Consider the following 15112-nt stretch of genomic DNA (forward strand, 5'->3'; position numbering starts at 1 on the left):
TCGATCTTCCGGACCCGCGACTGCTTTCCCCCCACTGCGCGACTGCCGATCAGGCGGGCTGGACGACCTGGCGGCCGTCGTACTGGCCGCAGGCCGGGCAGACCACGTGCGGCAGCTTCTGCTCGCGGCAGGAGCGGTTGGAGCACTGCACCAGCGTCGGCGCCGAGGTCTTCCACTGCGACCGGCGGTGACGGGTGTTGGCCCGGGACATCTTGCGCTTCGGGACGGCCACGACTACTTCTCCTCCTCGGTCCCGCCGAACCGCTCTTGCAGCGCGGCCCAGCGAGGGTCAATGGTCTCATGCGTGTGATCGGGGGCGAGTTCGGCCCACTTCACGCCGCACCCGGAGCACAGCCCCTGGCAGTCCGGCGAGCACAACGGCGCCGAGGGCAGCGACAGCAGCATCGCGTCCCGCACCACCGGTTCGAGGTCGACCAGGTCGTCCACGACCCGCTCCACCTCGTCGTCATCGCTGGTGGCGTCCGTGGCGCTGTCCGGGTAGGCGAACAGCTCCCGCACCTCGACCTCGAGCTCGTCGGAGATCGGGTCCAGGCACCGGACGCACTCACCGGCCAGGTGGGCCACGGCGGTACCCGACACCAGCACGCCCTCGACCACCGACTCGGCCAGCAGGTCGAGCTCGACCGGCTCACCCTCGGGCACCTTGATCATGTCCAGCCCGAACCCGGCCGGTGCCGGGGCACTGCGCTTGTAGGCATGGCTGCTACCAGCGCGGTGGCCGATCTCCCGGGTGTCGATCACCCAGGGGCCGGCCTGCGCGGCGCGTGCATCGTGGTTCTGAGACATCACAAAGTTTCGGTGGTTAATTCAATCGGGCAGTTCGCGGCATCGGCGGACGACGCGAGCACCGGTACCGAACCGGCACGCCGTCCGAAGCCAGCTTTTCCAGGGTACGCGACCCGGCACCGGAGACGACACCAGGCCCTGCGACGCCGATCAGTTCGCCGCCGCCCCGCTGCCCGAACCCCACTCCTCGTAGTCGAACGGCGCGCCGACCGGGCTGCGCAGCTGCTGGCGGCCCTTGCCGACGGTGCGCAGGGTCCGGCCGAGGAGGTCTTCGAAGTCCGCGAGGCGGGAGTCGACGTAGGCGTCGCACTCGCTGCGCAGGCGCTCGGCGTCCTCGTTGGCCTCGTCGACGATGCGCTTGGCCTCGGCGTTGGCCGCCTGCACCACCTCGGTGTCGGCCACCAGCCTGGCCTGCTCCGCCTTGCCCTCGTGCACCGACTGCTCGTAGGCGGCCCGACCGGCCTGCACCATCCGGTCGGCCTCCGACTGGGCACGTCCGACGTAGTCCTCGTACTCGCGGCGGCCCGCGGTCACCGCCTGCTCGGCCTGGCCGCGCGCCTCGGCGAGCAGCTCGTCGGCCTGCTCGCGGGCGTCGGCGAGCAGCTGCTCGGCCTCCGCGCGGGCGGCGGCGAGGGTGCGCTCGGCCTCGTTGCGGGCCTCGGTGACGGCCTTGTCCGCCTTCGCCTCGGCGGTGGAGACCACCTCGTCGCGGTGGTCGAGCACGTCCTGGGCGTCGTCCAGTTCCTGCGGGATCGCGTCCCGGACGTCGTCGAGCAGCTCCAGCACGTCTCCTCGGGGCACCACGCACCCCGAGGTCATGGGAACGCCGCGCGCCTCTTCCACGATCGTGACCAGCTCGTCGAGGGCCTCGAACACCCGGTACACCTTGATCTCCCTGCCGTCGTAGCCGCCGCAGCGGCAAGCATCTCAGAACACCCCGAAACCGACGATCACGGGCCGCTCCGCTCCCCAGTCTGCCCGCGCCGGGCACCGGGGCGGGGGAAATCCGGCACCCGCGTGTCAAGGCCCCGAGCGCCGATCACCCGCACCGGTGAAACGCGGAACGCCTCCCCGGCAGTTCCCCGGGGAGGCGTTCGCAGATCGGTTCAGGCGTCGATGTTGGTCAGCTTGAAGCTCTCGTAGTGGTCCTCGGTGTAGAAGTACTCGCCGCCCTCGCCGACCACGAAGCGGCGGGCGCCGCGGTCGTCGCTGCCGGGGGTCTCCACGGTGTACTCGTGGTAGTAGCCGCTCTCGCAGTCCGGGAGGATTCCCTCGCGGTTCTGGAACACCGTGCCGTCCTGCGGGTACGGGAACGGGCCGCCCTTCTTGATCAGGTCCACCGTCTCGGCGGCCTCCGGTGGCAGCTCGGAGAGGTTGACCTTCTGGAACTCGGACGTGTCGCCGCACGGCGCCTGCACGGCGACCGGAGCGGAGACGGCACTCGTCTGGAAGCCGACCAGACCCACTACGGCGAGCAGGCCGACCAGCAGCAGCTGCACTGTCTTCGACGTGATCCGCATCATGCGGCGCACGCTAGACGCCGACCGTGATCACCTGCTGAAACTGACGTGAACCCGAAGTGTCCCCACCACCATCGTGGGACGGGTGTTACTCCCGACGGCCCAACCGGCCCGCGCGTTCAGGCCCGCTCGGCGAGGCGCTCGCGGAGGCGCTGCTCGATCTTCGCCGGGACGAGGTCGGAGACGTCGCCGCCGTAGGTGGCGACCTCCTTGACCAGCGAGCTGGCCAGGAAGCTGTACTGCGGGTTGGTGGACATGAACATCGTCTCCACCCCGGACAGCTGCTGGTTCATCTGCGCCATCTGCAGCTCGTAGTCGAAGTCGCTGACCGCGCGCAGGCCCTTGACGATCGCGCCGATGCCGTTGGTCCTGCAGTAGTCCACCAGCAGGCCGTGCCAGGCGTCGATGCGCACGTTCGGCCACGGCTCGGTGACCTCGCGCAGCATCTCCAGCCGCTCCTCGACGGAGAACAGGCTCTTCTTGCTCTTGTTGATGAGCACGGCGACGACGACCTCGTCGAACAGCTTCGACGCTCGCTCGATGATGTCCAGATGACCGTTGGTGACGGGGTCGTAGGAGCCTGGACACACGGCACGCCTCATGGCTCCGGACGTTAGCAGCCACCAGCGGATTCCCCACGGCGACGTGGTGCGCCTCACCGGCAGGTGGTCGTGCGTGCGCAACGGTGTTCGAACGCTGTTGCGCACTCACGACCTACTCGCGCTCGGCCCAGTGGACCGCGGTGTCGCCGTAGCGCTTGGTGCGCAGCGGCTGCAGGTGCGGGGGCCAGTCCGGTTCGCCGCTGCGGACCGCGCGCTCCACGACCACCAGGCTGCCCGGCGCCGTCCAGCCGTTGTCGACCAGCGCGGTCAGGACCTGCTGCAGCTTCTCCTGGGTCAGGTCGTACGGCGGGTCGGCGAGCACCACGTCGAAGGGCCGGTCGGTCGGGGTGCTCAGCAGCGTCTCGGCCTTCGCCTGCGCCACGTGCACGTCGCGGAAGCCCAGCGCAGCAGCGTTGCGGCGCAGCATCCCCGCGGCCCGGCGGTCGGATTCGACGAAGGTGGCGTGCGCGGCCCCGCGCGAGAGCGCTTCGAGACCGAGGGCCCCGGAACCGCCGTAGAGGTCGAGCACCCGGGCACCGGGGAGCTCCATCGCCGATTCCAGCGCGCTGAACAGGGCTTCCCGCACCCGCTCCGAGGTGGGTCTGGTGCCTCTCGGGGGCACCTCGATGCGCCGCCCGCCCACGCTTCCGGCCACGATCCGCGTCACCCGTCCATCGTGGCGCACGGTCGGCGGGGCGCCGTCCGGCGGGGCTCGGTTGCGGTCATTTTACGCCGGTGCCCGCGCCTTCTGAGCTGCCGGGAGCGCAGAGCGCGACAGCGCCACGGGCGTACGCTGATTGGTCTGCCCACTGCGCCAGACGGGGAGAAAGACACAGGTGTCCGAAGCGTCCATCAAGCAGGCCGAGATCGCGGTCGAGCAGCAGCACGTCGACCGGGTCTACGCCCGGCTCGACGAGTTGCGCGCCGAAGCCGAGGCGATGCGCGACAAGAGCTACGAGTACGGCCGGGAAGCGACGCCCGAAGCGCTCAACGAGCGCGACGTGATGCTGCACCACGCCAACCGGACGTTGCAGGCGCTCAACGCCGAGTCCGAGGGGCTGGTGTTCGGCCGCCTGGACTTCGCCAACGGCGACGCGGTGCACATCGGCCGGTTGGGCATCCGCGACCCGCAGTTCGAGAACCTGCTGGTGGACTGGCGCGCCCCGCTGGCCGCGGCCTTCTACCAGGCGACCCCGGAGCACCCGCTGGACGTGGTGCGCCGCCGGGTGATCCGCTCCTCCCGCGAGCAGGTCGTGGACCTCTCCGACGACCTGCTGGACCCGGAGCGCGCCCCCGCCGACATGCGGGTGATCGGCGACGGCGCGCTGATGGCGGCGCTGACCCGCTCGCGCGGCGACTCGATGCGCAACATCGTCGCGACCATCCAGAAGGAGCAGGACGACGCGATCCGCGCCCCCGAGGGCGGCGTCACCGAGATCACCGGCGGTCCCGGCACCGGCAAGACCGCGGTCGCGCTGCACCGCGCCGCCTACCTCCTCTACCGCGACCAGCGGCGGCTCGGCGGACCGGGAGTGCTGGTGGTCGGCCCGTCGCCGGTGTTCATGTCCTACATCTCGCGGGTGCTGCCGTCGATGGGCGAGCACAACGTCGAGCTGCGCGCCCTCGGCGAGGTGCTGGACGGCATCAGCACGGCCAAGATCGACGACCCGCGCACCGCGGAGATCAAGGGCTCGTCGCGGATGGTGAAGGTGCTGCGGCGCGCGCTGCGGCTGCCCCCGCCGGACGCCCCCGAGCAGCTGCAGATGTTCTACCGGGGCACGGTGCTCAAGCTGCAGGCCGACGAGCTGAAGCGGATCCGCCGCTCGCTGCACAACAAGGGCGGGCAGCCCAACCGGAACCGGATGCGGGCCGCGGACGCACTGCTGGAGGCCCTGTGGCAGAAGGCGAAGCAGGCGGCCGACGAGAACTTCCAGCCCGACCGCGACCAGCTGATCACCGAGATCGGCGACCGCATCGAGTTCCACCGGTTCCTGGTCGCCTGGTGGCCGCCGGTGTACCCGATGCAGGTCCTGCGCTGGCTGTCCGACCCGGCGCGGTTGTCGCAGGCGGCGCGGCGGCTGCTGTCGGCCGAGGAGGTCGGCCTGCTGGCGAAGTCGTGGACCGAGGTGACCGAGTGGACGGTCGCCGACATCGCCCTGATCGACGAGCTGCGGGTGCTGGCCGGTCCGCCGCCGAAGCGCCGCCGCACCGAGGGCGAGGCCGAGCAGCCGCAGCGCGCGGTCAACTACGACGAGTACGCGCACGTGGTCGTCGACGAGTCCCAGGACCTGTCGCCGATGCAGTGGCGGATGGTGGGCCGCCGCGGTCGGCACGCGAGCTGGACGATCGTGGGCGACCCGGTGCAGTCGTCCTGGCCGGACGCCGAGGAGGCGGCGGCCGCTCGGCAGGAGGCGCTGAGCGCGCAGCGCACGCACCGCCGCTTCACGCTGCGCACCAACTACCGGAACTCGGCGGAGATCTTCGCGCTGGCCGCGGACGCCGTCCGGGACCTGGTGCCCGCGGACGACCTGCCGGTGGCGGTGCGCACCACCGGCGTCGAGCCGTCGGTGCGCGAGGTGTCCGCCGAGCAGCTGCCGGAGGCGGTGCGCACGGCCGCTGCGGAGCTGGTGGCCGCCGCGGAGGGCACCGTCGGCCTGATCACCACGATGGCCCGCCGCGACGAGGTCCGGGAATGGCTGTCCACTTCGGACATCGCGGACGCGGACCGGCTGCGCGTGGTCGGCAGCCTGGAGGCCAAGGGCATGGAGTACGACGCGGTGGTGGTCATCGACCCGGACGGCCTCGCGGCGGAGTCCAGCACCGGCCGCCGAGCCCTCTACGTCGCGCTGAGCCGCGCCACCCAGCTGCTCACCGTCCTGAAGACCTCGTGAGCGGTCGTGGGTGCGCAGCGGTCCTGGAACACCGATGCGCACTCGCGACTCAGCTGCTGCAACGTTTCCTGGTGAAGAACCCGTTCCATCCCTGAAAAGCAAAGCGGGCCGCCCCGGTGGGACGGCCCGCTTTCGCGTTGCAGGTCAGCCGAGTTCGATGATCAGGTCCCCGCCCTCGACCTGCTGGACCTTTCCGATGGCCAGGCGCTTGACCTGACCCGCGGACGGGGCGGTGATCGCAGCTTCCATCTTCATCGCTTCGATGGTGGCGATGGTCTGCCCGGCCTCCACCGCGTCGCCCTCGCCGACCGACAGGGTCACCACACCGGCGAACGGTGCGGGCACGTGGCCGGGGTTGGACCGGTCGGCCTTCTCCGCGACCGGCAGGTCGGTGGCCACCGAGCGGTCGCGGACCTGGATCGGCCGCAGCTGACCGTTCAGCGTCGCCATCACCGTGCGCAGGCCGCGCTCGTCCGGCTCGCTGATCGCTTCGAGGCCGATGAGCAGCCGCACGCCCGGTTCCAGGTCGACCGGGAACTCCTCCCCCGGCCGCAGGCCGTAGAAGAAGTCCTTGCTGCGCAGCAAGGAGGTGTCGCCGTAGGCCTCGCGGTGCTCGGTGAACTCCTTGGTGGGCTTGGCGAACAGCAGCCGGTTCAGGGTGGCGCGGCGGTCGTTCGCCAGCCCCGCCCGGTCCTCTTCGGACAGCTCCGCGACGCGGCGGACGGCGGTGCGGCCCTCCAGCGCGCGGGTGCGGAACGGCTCCGGCCAGCCCGCCGGCGGCTCGCCGAGCTCGCCCTGCAGGAACCCGATCACCGAGTCCGGGATGTCGAACTTGCGCGGGTCCGCCTCGAAGTCCGACGGGTCCACCCCGGCGCCGACCAGGTGCAGCGCCAGGTCGCCGACCACCTTCGAGGACGGGGTGACCTTGACCAACCGGCCCAGGATCCGGTCGGCCGCGGCGTACATCGCCTCGATCTCCTCGAACTTGTCGCCGAGACCGAGCGCCACCGCCTGGGTGCGCAGGTTGGACAGCTGGCCGCCGGGGATCTCGTGCTTGTAGACCCGGCCGGTCGGCGAGGCCAGCCCCGCCTCGAACGGCTGGTAGATCTTGCGCACCGACTCCCAGTACGGCTCCAGGTCGCAGACCGCCTGCAGGTCCAGCCCGGTGGCCTGCTCGGTGTAGTCGGTGGCGGCGACCACCGAGGACAGCGCGGGCTGCGAGGTGGTGCCCGCCATCGACGCGGTCGCGGCGTCCACCGCGTCCACCCCGGCCTGCACCGCCGCCAGGTAGGTGGCCAGCTGGCCGCCCGGCGTGTCGTGGGTGTGCAGGTGCACCGGCAGGTCGAACTCGCGGCGCAGCGCGGTCACCAGCTTCGCCGCGGCCGGTGCGCGCAGCAGCCCGGCCATGTCCTTGATGGCCAGCACGTGCGCCCCGGCGTCGACGATCTGCTCGGCCAGCCGCAGGTAGTAGTCCAGCGTGTAGAGCTGCTCGTCCGGGTCGGACAGGTCGGCCGTGTAGCACAGCGCCACCTCGGCGACCGACTTCCCGGTGGCCCGCACCGCCTCGATGGCCGGGCGCATCTGCTCGACGTCGTTGAGCGCGTCGAAGATGCGGAAGATGTCGATGCCGGTGTCGGTGGCCTCCTGCACGAAGTGCTCGGTCACCTCGGTCGGGTAGGGCGTGTACCCGACGGTGTTGCGGCCGCGCAGCAGCATCTGCAGGCAGATGTTGGGCACCGCCTCGCGCAGCTTGGCCAGCCGCTCCCACGGGTCCTCGGCGAGGAACCGCAGCGCCACGTCGTAGGTCGCGCCGCCCCAGCACTCCAGGGACAGCAGCTCCGGCGTCATCCGCGCCACGTGCGGGGCCACGGCGAGCAGGTCCTTGGTGCGCACGCGGGTGGCCAGCAGCGACTGGTGGGCGTCGCGGAAGGTGGTGTCGGTGACGCCGACGGCCTTGGACTCCCGCAGCCACCGCGCGAAGCCCTCCGGGCCGAGCTCGACCAGCTTCTGCTTGGAACCGGCGGGCGGCTCCACCGACAGGTCGGTGGCCGGGAGCTTGAACACCGGGTCCGGGGTGGTCGGGCGCTCGCCGTTGGGGCGGTTGACGGTGACGTCGGCGAGGTAGTTGAGCAGCCTGGTGCCGCGGTCGGCGGAGTGCCGGGCGGTCAGCAGGTGCGGGCGCTCGCCGATGAACGAGGTGGTGACCTTGCCCGCGGCGAAGTCCGGGTCGTCCAGCACGGCCTGCAGGAACGGGATGTTCGTGGACACCCCGCGGATGCGGAACTCGGCGACCGCGCGCCGCGCCCGCGCCACCGCGGTGGCGAAGTCCCGGCCCCGGCAGGACAGCTTGACCAGCATCGAGTCGAAGTGCGCGCTGACGCTGGTGCCCGCGAAGGCGGTGCCGCCGTCGAGCCGGATGCCCGCGCCGCCCGGCGAGCGGTAGGCGCTGATCATGCCGGTGTCCGGGCGGAACCCGTTGGCCGGGTCCTCGGTGGTGATGCGGCACTGCAGGGCGGCGCCGCGCAGCCGGATCGCGTCCTGGGTCATGCCGAGGTCTTCCAGCGTCTCCCCGGCGGCGATGCGCAGCTGCGACTGCACCAGGTCGGCGTCGGTGACCTCCTCGGTGACCGTGTGCTCGACCTGGATGCGCGGGTTCATCTCGATGAACACGTGGCGGCCCTGCTCGTCGACCAGGAACTCCACGGTGCCCGCGTTGACGTAGCCGATCTTGCGGGCGAAGGCGACCGCGTCGGCGCAGATCCGCTCCCGCAGCTGCGGGTCGAGGTTGGGGGCCGGGGCGATCTCGATGACCTTCTGGTGGCGGCGCTGCACCGAGCAGTCCCGCTCGTAGAGGTGGATCACGTTGCCCGCGGCGTCGGCGAGGATCTGCACCTCGATGTGCCGCGGGTTGACCACGGCCTGCTCCAGGAACACCGTGGGGTCGCCGAAGGCCGACTCGGCCTCGCGCATCGCGGCTTCCAGCGCCTCGCGCAGCGCCTCCGGCTGGTCGACGCGGCGCATGCCGCGCCCGCCACCACCGGCGACGGCCTTGACGAACACCGGGAAGGTCATCTCCCCGGCGGCGGCCAGCAGCTCCTCGATGTCGCGGGAGGGCGCCGAGGAGTCCAGCACGGGTACCCCGGCCTCGCGGGCGGCGGCCACCGCGGTCGCCTTGTTCCCGGTCATCTGCAGGATCTCGTGGCTCGGGCCGACGAAGGTGATCCCGGCCTCCCGGCAGGCCCGGGCCAGCTCGGGGTTCTCGGACAGGAACCCGTAGCCGGGGTAGACGGCGTCGGCACCCGCCTGGCGCGCGGCCTTGATGATCTCCTCGACGGAGAGGTAGGCGCGGACCGGGTGGCCGGGTTCGCCGATCTCGTAGGACTCATCGGCTTTCAAGCGGTGCAGCGAGTTGCGGTCTTCGTGCGGGAACACCGCCACGGTGCCCGCGCCCAGCTCGTAGGCGGCGCGGAAGGCGCGAATCGCAATCTCACCGCGGTTCGCGACGAGAACCTTGCGGAACATACCGGCTCCTCGGTTGGCGGGTGTCGGTCAGTGCCCAGCACAGTACCGCGAAAATTCCCCCTACCGGGAGAACCTCCCGAGTGATGGACACCTCGAAAGCCTCATGACCTGCCCAAACCATGAGATCTCACAAGGTCTGGACCAAAAGAAACTCGCCGAAATTTTCCTTGATCGCAATTTCGGACCTCTTCTTCAGCGCCTGCTTCTGGCGCGGTTCAGGATCGGCGCCCGGATCGAAGGATGGACGCCCGGCGGAACGGCAGGACAGTGGACGGAACCGGAAGCTCGCCCCCGTACGACCCGACCCCGACAACGCGTGAGCCCCGAGCGGAGCAGTGGCCGGCTTCTGCGGTGGCGGTAGGGATCGGACGCCTCAGCCGAACCAACACCACATGAGATCACCACGTGGAGTATCACAGCCAGTGGGTGCAGATGGCGGATCTCGTCGCCTACGCCGCATACATGCGTCTCGCCCGGATTCCCGCCAAGGCACACGCATGGAGGTGGTTCGACATCGCTGCGGCTGGCGCCTGCACCGGCCCTGAACCGCTTGACCTCAAGCACGCCGAAAAAAGCTAGACCCGTGATCCCATGTACATGGGGACGGGTCCGCATCAGCAACGATGCACACTGCTTGCAACGAACGCCAAGTGCCCCCTCGGGTCAGGTCTTCTCCAGGTATTCCGCCCGGTCTTCGTCGACCACTTCGGCGACCATGCGGGCCAGGCCCGGGTGGTTCCGGAGGGTGGGGTCCGCCGCGATGACCTGGGCCGCTTCTTCGCGGGCTTGGGCGATCACGTCCTCGTCGCGGAGGAGGGAGAGCATCTTCAGGCCGGACTTGCGGCCGGACTGGGCCGCGCCGAGGATGTCGCCCTCGCGGCGCAGCTCCAGGTCCAGGCGGGCCAGTTCGAAGCCGTCGGTGGTGGAGGCGACCGCGTCCAGGCGCTCGCGGGTGGTGGTGCCGCCCACGGCCTCGGTGACCAGCAGGCACAGGCCCGGCGCGCTGCCCCGGCCGACCCGGCCGCGCAGCTGGTGCAGCTGGCTGACGCCGAACCGGTCCGCGTCCATGATCACCATCACCGTGGCGTTCGGGACGTTCACGCCGACCTCGACCACCGTGGTCGCCACCAGCACGTCCACCTCACCGGCGGCGAAGGCGCGCATCACCGCGTCCTTGTCGTCGGTGGGCAGCCGCCCGTGCAGCACGCCCAGCCGCAGGCCCTTGAGCGGGCCCGCCGCGAGCTGCTCGGCGACGTCGAGCACCGCCAGCGGCGGGCGGCGCTCCTCGCCGTCCTCCGGCGGCGGCTCCTCGCCGCCCTCGTCGCTGTCGTCCACCGCCGCCTTGCGGGTCTTCTTCTTGCCCTTGCCCGAGCTCTCCTCGTCGTCGCCGATCCGCGGGCACACCACGTAGACCTGGTGCCCGGCCGCGACCTCCTCGTGGATGCGCGCCCACGCGCGCTCCAGCCAGGTCGGCTTCTCCGCCACCGGCACCACGCTGGTGCTGATCGGCGACCGCCCCTGCGGGAGCTCCCGCAGCGCCGAGGTCTCCAGGTCGCCGTAGACGGTCATCGCGACCGTGCGCGGGATGGGCGTCGCGGTCATCACCAGCACGTGCGGCGAGGTCTCCTCACCGCCGCGGGCGCGCAGCGCGTCGCGCTGCTCCACGCCGAACCGGTGCTGCTCGTCGACCACCACCAGGCCCAGGTCGGCGAAGGAGACCCGGTCCTGGATCAGCGCGTGCGTGCCGACCACGATCCCGGCCTCCCCGGAAGCCGCCTCCAGCAGCGCCTTCTTGCGCTGCGCGGCACCGAGCGAACCGGTCAGCAGCGTCACCCGGGTGGCCTTCTCGGCGGCGCCGAGCTCGCCCGCCGCAGCCAGGTCGCCGAGCAGTTCCCGCAGCGAGCGGGCGTGCTGCGCGGCCAGCACCTCGGTCGGGGCGAGCATCGCCGCCTGCCGACCGGCGTCCACCGCCTGCAGCATCGCGCGCAGCGCCACCACCGTCTTGCCGCTGCCGACCTCGCCCTGCACCAGGCGGTTCATCGGGTGCTCGGCGGCCAGGTCCGCGGCGATCTGCTCGCCGATCTCCTGCTGGCCCTTGGTCAGCTCGAACGGCATCCGCTGGTCGAACGCGGCCAGCACGCCGTCGTCGCGGCGCGGGCAGACCGGCGCCGGGTGCGACTTGGCCGAACCGCGCAGCTGGGCCAGCACCAGCTGCACCGACAGCGCCTCGTCCCACTTCAACCGCTCCTGGGCGGTCGCCACGTCGGCGAAGCTCTGCGGGCGGTGGATCTTGCGCAGCGCCGACTCCAGGGTGGCCAGCCCGAGCCGGTCGCGCAGCTCCGCGGGCAGCGGGTCGTCGGCGCCGTCCCAGACGTCGAGCACCTGCGACACGCACCGCGCGATGGACCACGACGGCAGGCCCTGCGCCGACGGGTAGACCGGGATCAGCGCCGCGGCGAACTCCTCGGCGGCCGAGCCGAGGTCGGTCGCCTCGTCGTCGAACAGCTGGTACTCGGGGTGCGCGAGCTGCAGCTGCTGCCGGTAGGAGGTGACCTTGCCCGCGAACATCCCGCGCCGCCCCGGCAGCAGCTCCCGCTCCCGCCACGCCTGGTTGAAGAAGGTGCAGCTCAGCGAGCGGTGCCCGTCGGTGATGCGGGCTTCGACGATGGTGCCGCGGCGGGACTTCATGGTCCGCTTGGTGACCCGCTCCACCTTCGCCAGCACGGTGGCGTGCTCGCCGATCTCCAGACCGGCGATGGCGGTCAGCTCGCCGCGCTCGGCGTAGCGGCGCGGGTAGTGGCGCAGCAGGTCGCCCACGGTCACCAGGCCCAGCGCCGAGTCGAGCGCTTTGCCGGACTTGGCGCCGAGCACCCGGTCGAGCTTCGCGTCCAATGTGGTCACAGCTGGTCCTCCGCCGCGCGCGTCGTCACCGGTCAGGGCACTCGCAAGTTAGCGGACCGCACCGACGCCGCGATCAGTCGGTGGCACCTCCGCGCTCCGGCTTCCCAGGCGCCAGCCGAGCCAACCCGCGAGCGCGCCCGCCAGCAGGAGCCAGCCCGAACCGGGCGGGTCGACGACGTCTCGGAAGCTCGGCGCGTCCAGGTTGGCCACGGTGGTCAGCACCACGGTGCCGAGCATCGTCGACCCGAACACGCCCAGCGCGGCTCCGGCCCAGGCCAGACCGCGGCGCTGCAGCACGCCGCCGAGCCCGAACACGCTCCAGACCGCGGCGACCACCAGCCACCAGACGAGCTTGCCGAACAGGAAGTCGCGGAGCGGGCTGGAGTCCTCCGGCGCCCCGGAGAACGTCCACTCGACCGCGATCGGGTCGGGCAGCCGGGAGCTCACCGCCATCGGCACCGCGAGCATCAGCAGGGCGACGAGCAGCGTCCAGCCACCCACGAACCAGAGGTACCGCCTCCGCACGCCGCCCTCCCGCAACAACTCGACCGGTGACGACAGTACCGGCTGCCCAGGTCAGGCCGCCGCGACCGGCTCAGGTCGAGCCGTCGGCCACCGCCGCAGCAGGACCGCGGCCAGCAGCGCCATCAGCACCCACCCGACCACTCCGGTCAGCCCGGCGAGGGCCAGGTTCGGCGGTTCCTCGGCCGAGCCCAGCAGCATCGGCAGCCCGGCAGAGGCGTTGATCGCGCCGTGGCCGACGACCGCGGGCCAGATGCTGCCGGAGCGAAGTCGCAACCAGCCCAGCAGAATGCCGAAGAGCACGCAGGTGCCGGTGAACATCAGCGCCGCCCACGGGCCGAGGTTGGCGTAGTTGTAGCCGAGCAGGGTCAGCGGCGCGTGCCACACGCCCCAGATCACCCCGGAGATCAGCAGCGCGGGCCACGTCCCGCGCTCGGCCAGCGCCGGGAGCAGCCAGCCGCGCCAGCCCCACTCCTCGCCGAATGCCAGCACGGAGTTGATCAGCGGCGCGATCAGGAGCATCGCCGCCAGCTGGATCGCCACCAGCGCCCCGACGTCGAGCGGCACGTCCAGGCCGCCCAGCGCCGACGCGAACAGGCTGAACCCGTCGAGGTCAACCGCGAGCAACCCGAGCGCAGCGCTCACCGCAACGGCGGCCGCGCTGAGCACGGCAGTGCCGAACCACGCGGCGACCAGCAGCGCGACGGTCCGCCCCGGGCGCGGTCCGAAGGTCAAGCCGGTGTCCCGCGCCCACTGGCGGGCGGGCGTGCGGCGGTCCAGCAGCCGCACCGCGAGCACACCGAGGGTCGGCGTGAGCATCATCGCGGAGCCGGTCAGCGCGATCGAGCTGGTGAGGCCGAGCCACAGCGGCGCGGCGACCAGCCACGCACCGCCCAGCGCCACGGCCAGGAACACCCACAGGTCACGGTGGTTCACGGCACTCCCCTCACAGCGCGGAGCGTTCGGTGATGAGCGCGTTGACCAGTTCGGCACCGCGCTCCGGGTGGTCGACGCTGATGTAGAAGTCGCGGCCGGAGGTCAGCCGGAGAGCGAGGCACTCGCCGCCGCGGAGCATGATCGCGGTGCTGTTCGGGAGCACCCGGTAGCCCCAGCCGCCGACCTCCAGCGCGCGCCGGGTCTCCACCCGCGCGCGGTCGATCTGCTCGAGCCGGATCCGGCGCACCGGCCATCGCAGCGGGCCGAAGGAGGTGTGCACACCGCGCTCGTCGACCTGCACGCGCGCCGAGGAGAGGGCGAAGACGACCACCCCGGCCAGCGCGGACACCACCGCTGCCACCCAGGCCTGCGCCAGCAGCGGCACGACCGAGGACAGCACCGCTGCCCCGCCGATGACCAGCATCGTCCGGCTCCGCACCGAGGACACCCACACCGCGCGCTGCCCCGGCTTCAGCACGAGCTCGGCGACCTCCCCGTCGTCCCCCTCGGGCCGGGCGTCCGGGCCGCGGTTGCCCGCCCACCAGCCGAGCCAACCGCCGAGCGCGGCCCCGGCCAGCACCGGGAGCACCTGCCAGACCGGCAGCGGGCTCGCCTGCCGCCAGTCGGCGGCGTCCAGGTTCGCCCACGTGGTCAGCGCCGACATGCCGACGACGAACACCGCACCGGCGCCGAGGACCGCCGCGGTGGTCGCCCGACCGGCCCGCCGCTGCGCCCCGCGCACCGCGGTGGCCACCGCGACCAGCGCGATGACCAGCCAGGTGATCAGCTCGACCGCCAGCAGACCGGTGAACGGCATCGACCCGTCGGGAGCGCCGGAGAACCCCCAGTGCGAGGCGACCGGATCCGGCACCCGGTCCCGCACGGCCAAGGCCCCGGCGAGCAGCACCGCGGTCACGGCAACCGCCCAGAGGCCCGACGCGGCGAGGAATCGGGTGCGGTAGGTCATCTCGGCCTCCTGAGGTCGTCCCGTCCTACTTCTCGGCTGCTATCCACCCGGCGACGTCGTCCGGCCGGTAGCCGTGCCGCCCGGCCTCCGCCAGCAGCTCCCGGAGCTTCTGCCGCAACGCAGCCTCGGGGTCCGGGCGGCGCAGCACGGTGACGCCGCGCCCGCGCCGGAACTCCAGCAGCCCCTCCTCCCGCAGCTCGCGCAGCGCGCGGAGCACGGTGTTGGCGTTGATCTGCATCGCGACCGCGAGGTCCCGCGCGGGCGGCAGCCGGTCCCCCGGCTCAACCTCGCCAGCCGCGATGGCGCGCCGGATGGCGTCCGCCGCCTGCTCGTGCAGGGGACGCTCGTCGTGCAGGTCCAACGAGAGCAACATGGTGCTAATAAGACTAGCACCATTCATGTCTTACTCGCGACCGCCTCGACCGAGGGGACTAGAAGGGCCTT

Annotated in this window: 14 protein-coding genes; 2 read left to right on the forward strand and 12 right to left on the reverse strand. The window is 71.8% G+C overall.

The window, feature by feature from the left end; all coding sequences use genetic code 11:
• Positions 1–49: 49 nt before the first annotated feature.
• The 6 genes from rpmF to rsmD all read right to left on the reverse strand — a co-directional run bounded on the left by rpmF (position 50) and on the right by rsmD (position 3596).
• Positions 50–232 carry a 50S ribosomal protein L32 gene (rpmF, locus tag F1721_RS16540; RefSeq protein ID WP_150067595.1) on the reverse strand — a complete coding sequence of 61 codons (183 nt, stop codon included), beginning with the start codon at positions 230–232 and terminating at the stop codon, positions 50–52.
• Between the two features lie 2 nt (positions 233–234).
• On the reverse strand, positions 235–807 hold the full coding sequence (locus F1721_RS16545; protein WP_170301510.1) for a YceD family protein: 573 nt from the start codon (positions 805–807) through the stop codon (positions 235–237).
• 150 nt (positions 808–957) lie between these two features.
• On the reverse strand, positions 958–1692 hold the full coding sequence (locus tag F1721_RS16550; RefSeq protein ID WP_150067596.1) for a DivIVA domain-containing protein: 735 nt from the start codon (positions 1690–1692) through the stop codon (positions 958–960).
• A gap of 221 nt (positions 1693–1913) precedes the next feature.
• The gene (locus F1721_RS16555) at positions 1914–2330 is read right to left on the reverse strand and encodes a guanyl-specific ribonuclease (RefSeq protein WP_150067597.1); all 417 of its coding nucleotides are present in this window, start codon (positions 2328–2330) and stop codon (positions 1914–1916) included.
• 116 nt (positions 2331–2446) lie between these two features.
• Entirely contained in the window at positions 2447–2929 is a 483-nt protein-coding gene (coaD, locus tag F1721_RS16560; RefSeq protein WP_150067598.1) for a pantetheine-phosphate adenylyltransferase, read from the reverse strand.
• A gap of 112 nt (positions 2930–3041) precedes the next feature.
• Complete coding sequence (gene rsmD, locus F1721_RS16565; RefSeq protein ID WP_150067599.1) at positions 3042–3596, reverse strand: 16S rRNA (guanine(966)-N(2))-methyltransferase RsmD; 555 nt, start codon at positions 3594–3596, stop codon at positions 3042–3044.
• Positions 3597–3765: 169 nt separating this feature from the next.
• On the opposite strand from rsmD, the gene F1721_RS16570 reads away from it, so the two are divergent.
• Positions 3766–5820 (forward strand): HelD family protein, encoded by a 2055-nt coding sequence (locus tag F1721_RS16570; protein WP_150067600.1) that lies wholly within the window; start codon positions 3766–3768, stop codon positions 5818–5820.
• A gap of 144 nt (positions 5821–5964) precedes the next feature.
• On the opposite strand, the gene F1721_RS16575 is transcribed toward F1721_RS16570, so the two are convergent.
• The gene (locus F1721_RS16575) at positions 5965–9342 is read right to left on the reverse strand and encodes a pyruvate carboxylase (protein WP_150067601.1); all 3378 of its coding nucleotides are present in this window, start codon (positions 9340–9342) and stop codon (positions 5965–5967) included.
• A gap of 405 nt (positions 9343–9747) precedes the next feature.
• On the opposite strand from F1721_RS16575, the gene F1721_RS34445 reads away from it, so the two are divergent.
• A complete protein-coding gene (locus tag F1721_RS34445; RefSeq protein WP_170301511.1) occupies positions 9748–9921 on the forward strand; it encodes a hypothetical protein in 174 nt (57 codons plus the stop codon).
• A gap of 84 nt (positions 9922–10005) precedes the next feature.
• Here F1721_RS34445 and recG read toward each other — a convergent pair whose 3' ends face one another.
• The 5 genes from recG to F1721_RS16600 are packed head-to-tail and all read right to left on the reverse strand — an operon-like array spanning position 10006 to position 15041.
• Positions 10006–12243 (reverse strand): ATP-dependent DNA helicase RecG, encoded by a 2238-nt coding sequence (gene recG / locus F1721_RS16580; RefSeq protein WP_150067602.1) that lies wholly within the window; start codon positions 12241–12243, stop codon positions 10006–10008.
• A gap of 48 nt (positions 12244–12291) precedes the next feature.
• A complete protein-coding gene (locus F1721_RS16585; RefSeq protein ID WP_150067603.1) occupies positions 12292–12768 on the reverse strand; it encodes a hypothetical protein in 477 nt (158 codons plus the stop codon).
• A 51-nt stretch (positions 12769–12819) separates the two neighbouring features.
• On the reverse strand, positions 12820–13701 hold the full coding sequence (locus F1721_RS16590; RefSeq protein ID WP_150067604.1) for a CPBP family intramembrane glutamic endopeptidase: 882 nt from the start codon (positions 13699–13701) through the stop codon (positions 12820–12822).
• Positions 13702–13711: 10 nt separating this feature from the next.
• Positions 13712–14668: a DUF1648 domain-containing protein gene (locus tag F1721_RS16595; RefSeq protein ID WP_150067605.1), complete on the reverse strand. Its 957-nt coding sequence runs from the start codon at positions 14666–14668 to the stop codon at positions 13712–13714.
• Positions 14669–14693: 25 nt separating this feature from the next.
• Positions 14694–15041 carry a GntR family transcriptional regulator gene (locus F1721_RS16600; RefSeq protein ID WP_170301512.1) on the reverse strand — a complete coding sequence of 116 codons (348 nt, stop codon included), beginning with the start codon at positions 15039–15041 and terminating at the stop codon, positions 14694–14696.
• Positions 15042–15112: the final 71 nt, after the last annotated feature.

Source organism: Saccharopolyspora hirsuta, from assembly GCF_008630535.1.
GTDB classification, from domain to species: domain Bacteria; phylum Actinomycetota; class Actinomycetes; order Mycobacteriales; family Pseudonocardiaceae; genus Saccharopolyspora; species Saccharopolyspora hirsuta.

What these genes read in the sequence shown, in the direction of transcription:
- coaD (WP_150067598.1), bottom strand. Translation starts at nt 2,929, where the DNA reads ATGAGGCGTGCCGTGTGTCCAGGCTCCTACGACCCCGTCACCAACGGT.
- F1721_RS16595 (WP_150067605.1), bottom strand. Translation starts at nt 14,668, where the DNA reads ATGACCTACCGCACCCGATTCCTCGCCGCGTCGGGCCTCTGGGCGGTT.
- F1721_RS16555 (WP_150067597.1), bottom strand. Translation starts at nt 2,330, where the DNA reads ATGATGCGGATCACGTCGAAGACAGTGCAGCTGCTGCTGGTCGGCCTG.
- F1721_RS16600 (WP_170301512.1), bottom strand. Translation starts at nt 15,041, where the DNA reads ATGTTGCTCTCGTTGGACCTGCACGACGAGCGTCCCCTGCACGAGCAG.
- F1721_RS16545 (WP_170301510.1), bottom strand. Translation starts at nt 807, where the DNA reads ATGTCTCAGAACCACGATGCACGCGCCGCGCAGGCCGGCCCCTGGGTG.
- F1721_RS16575 (WP_150067601.1), bottom strand. Translation starts at nt 9,342, where the DNA reads ATGTTCCGCAAGGTTCTCGTCGCGAACCGCGGTGAGATTGCGATTCGC.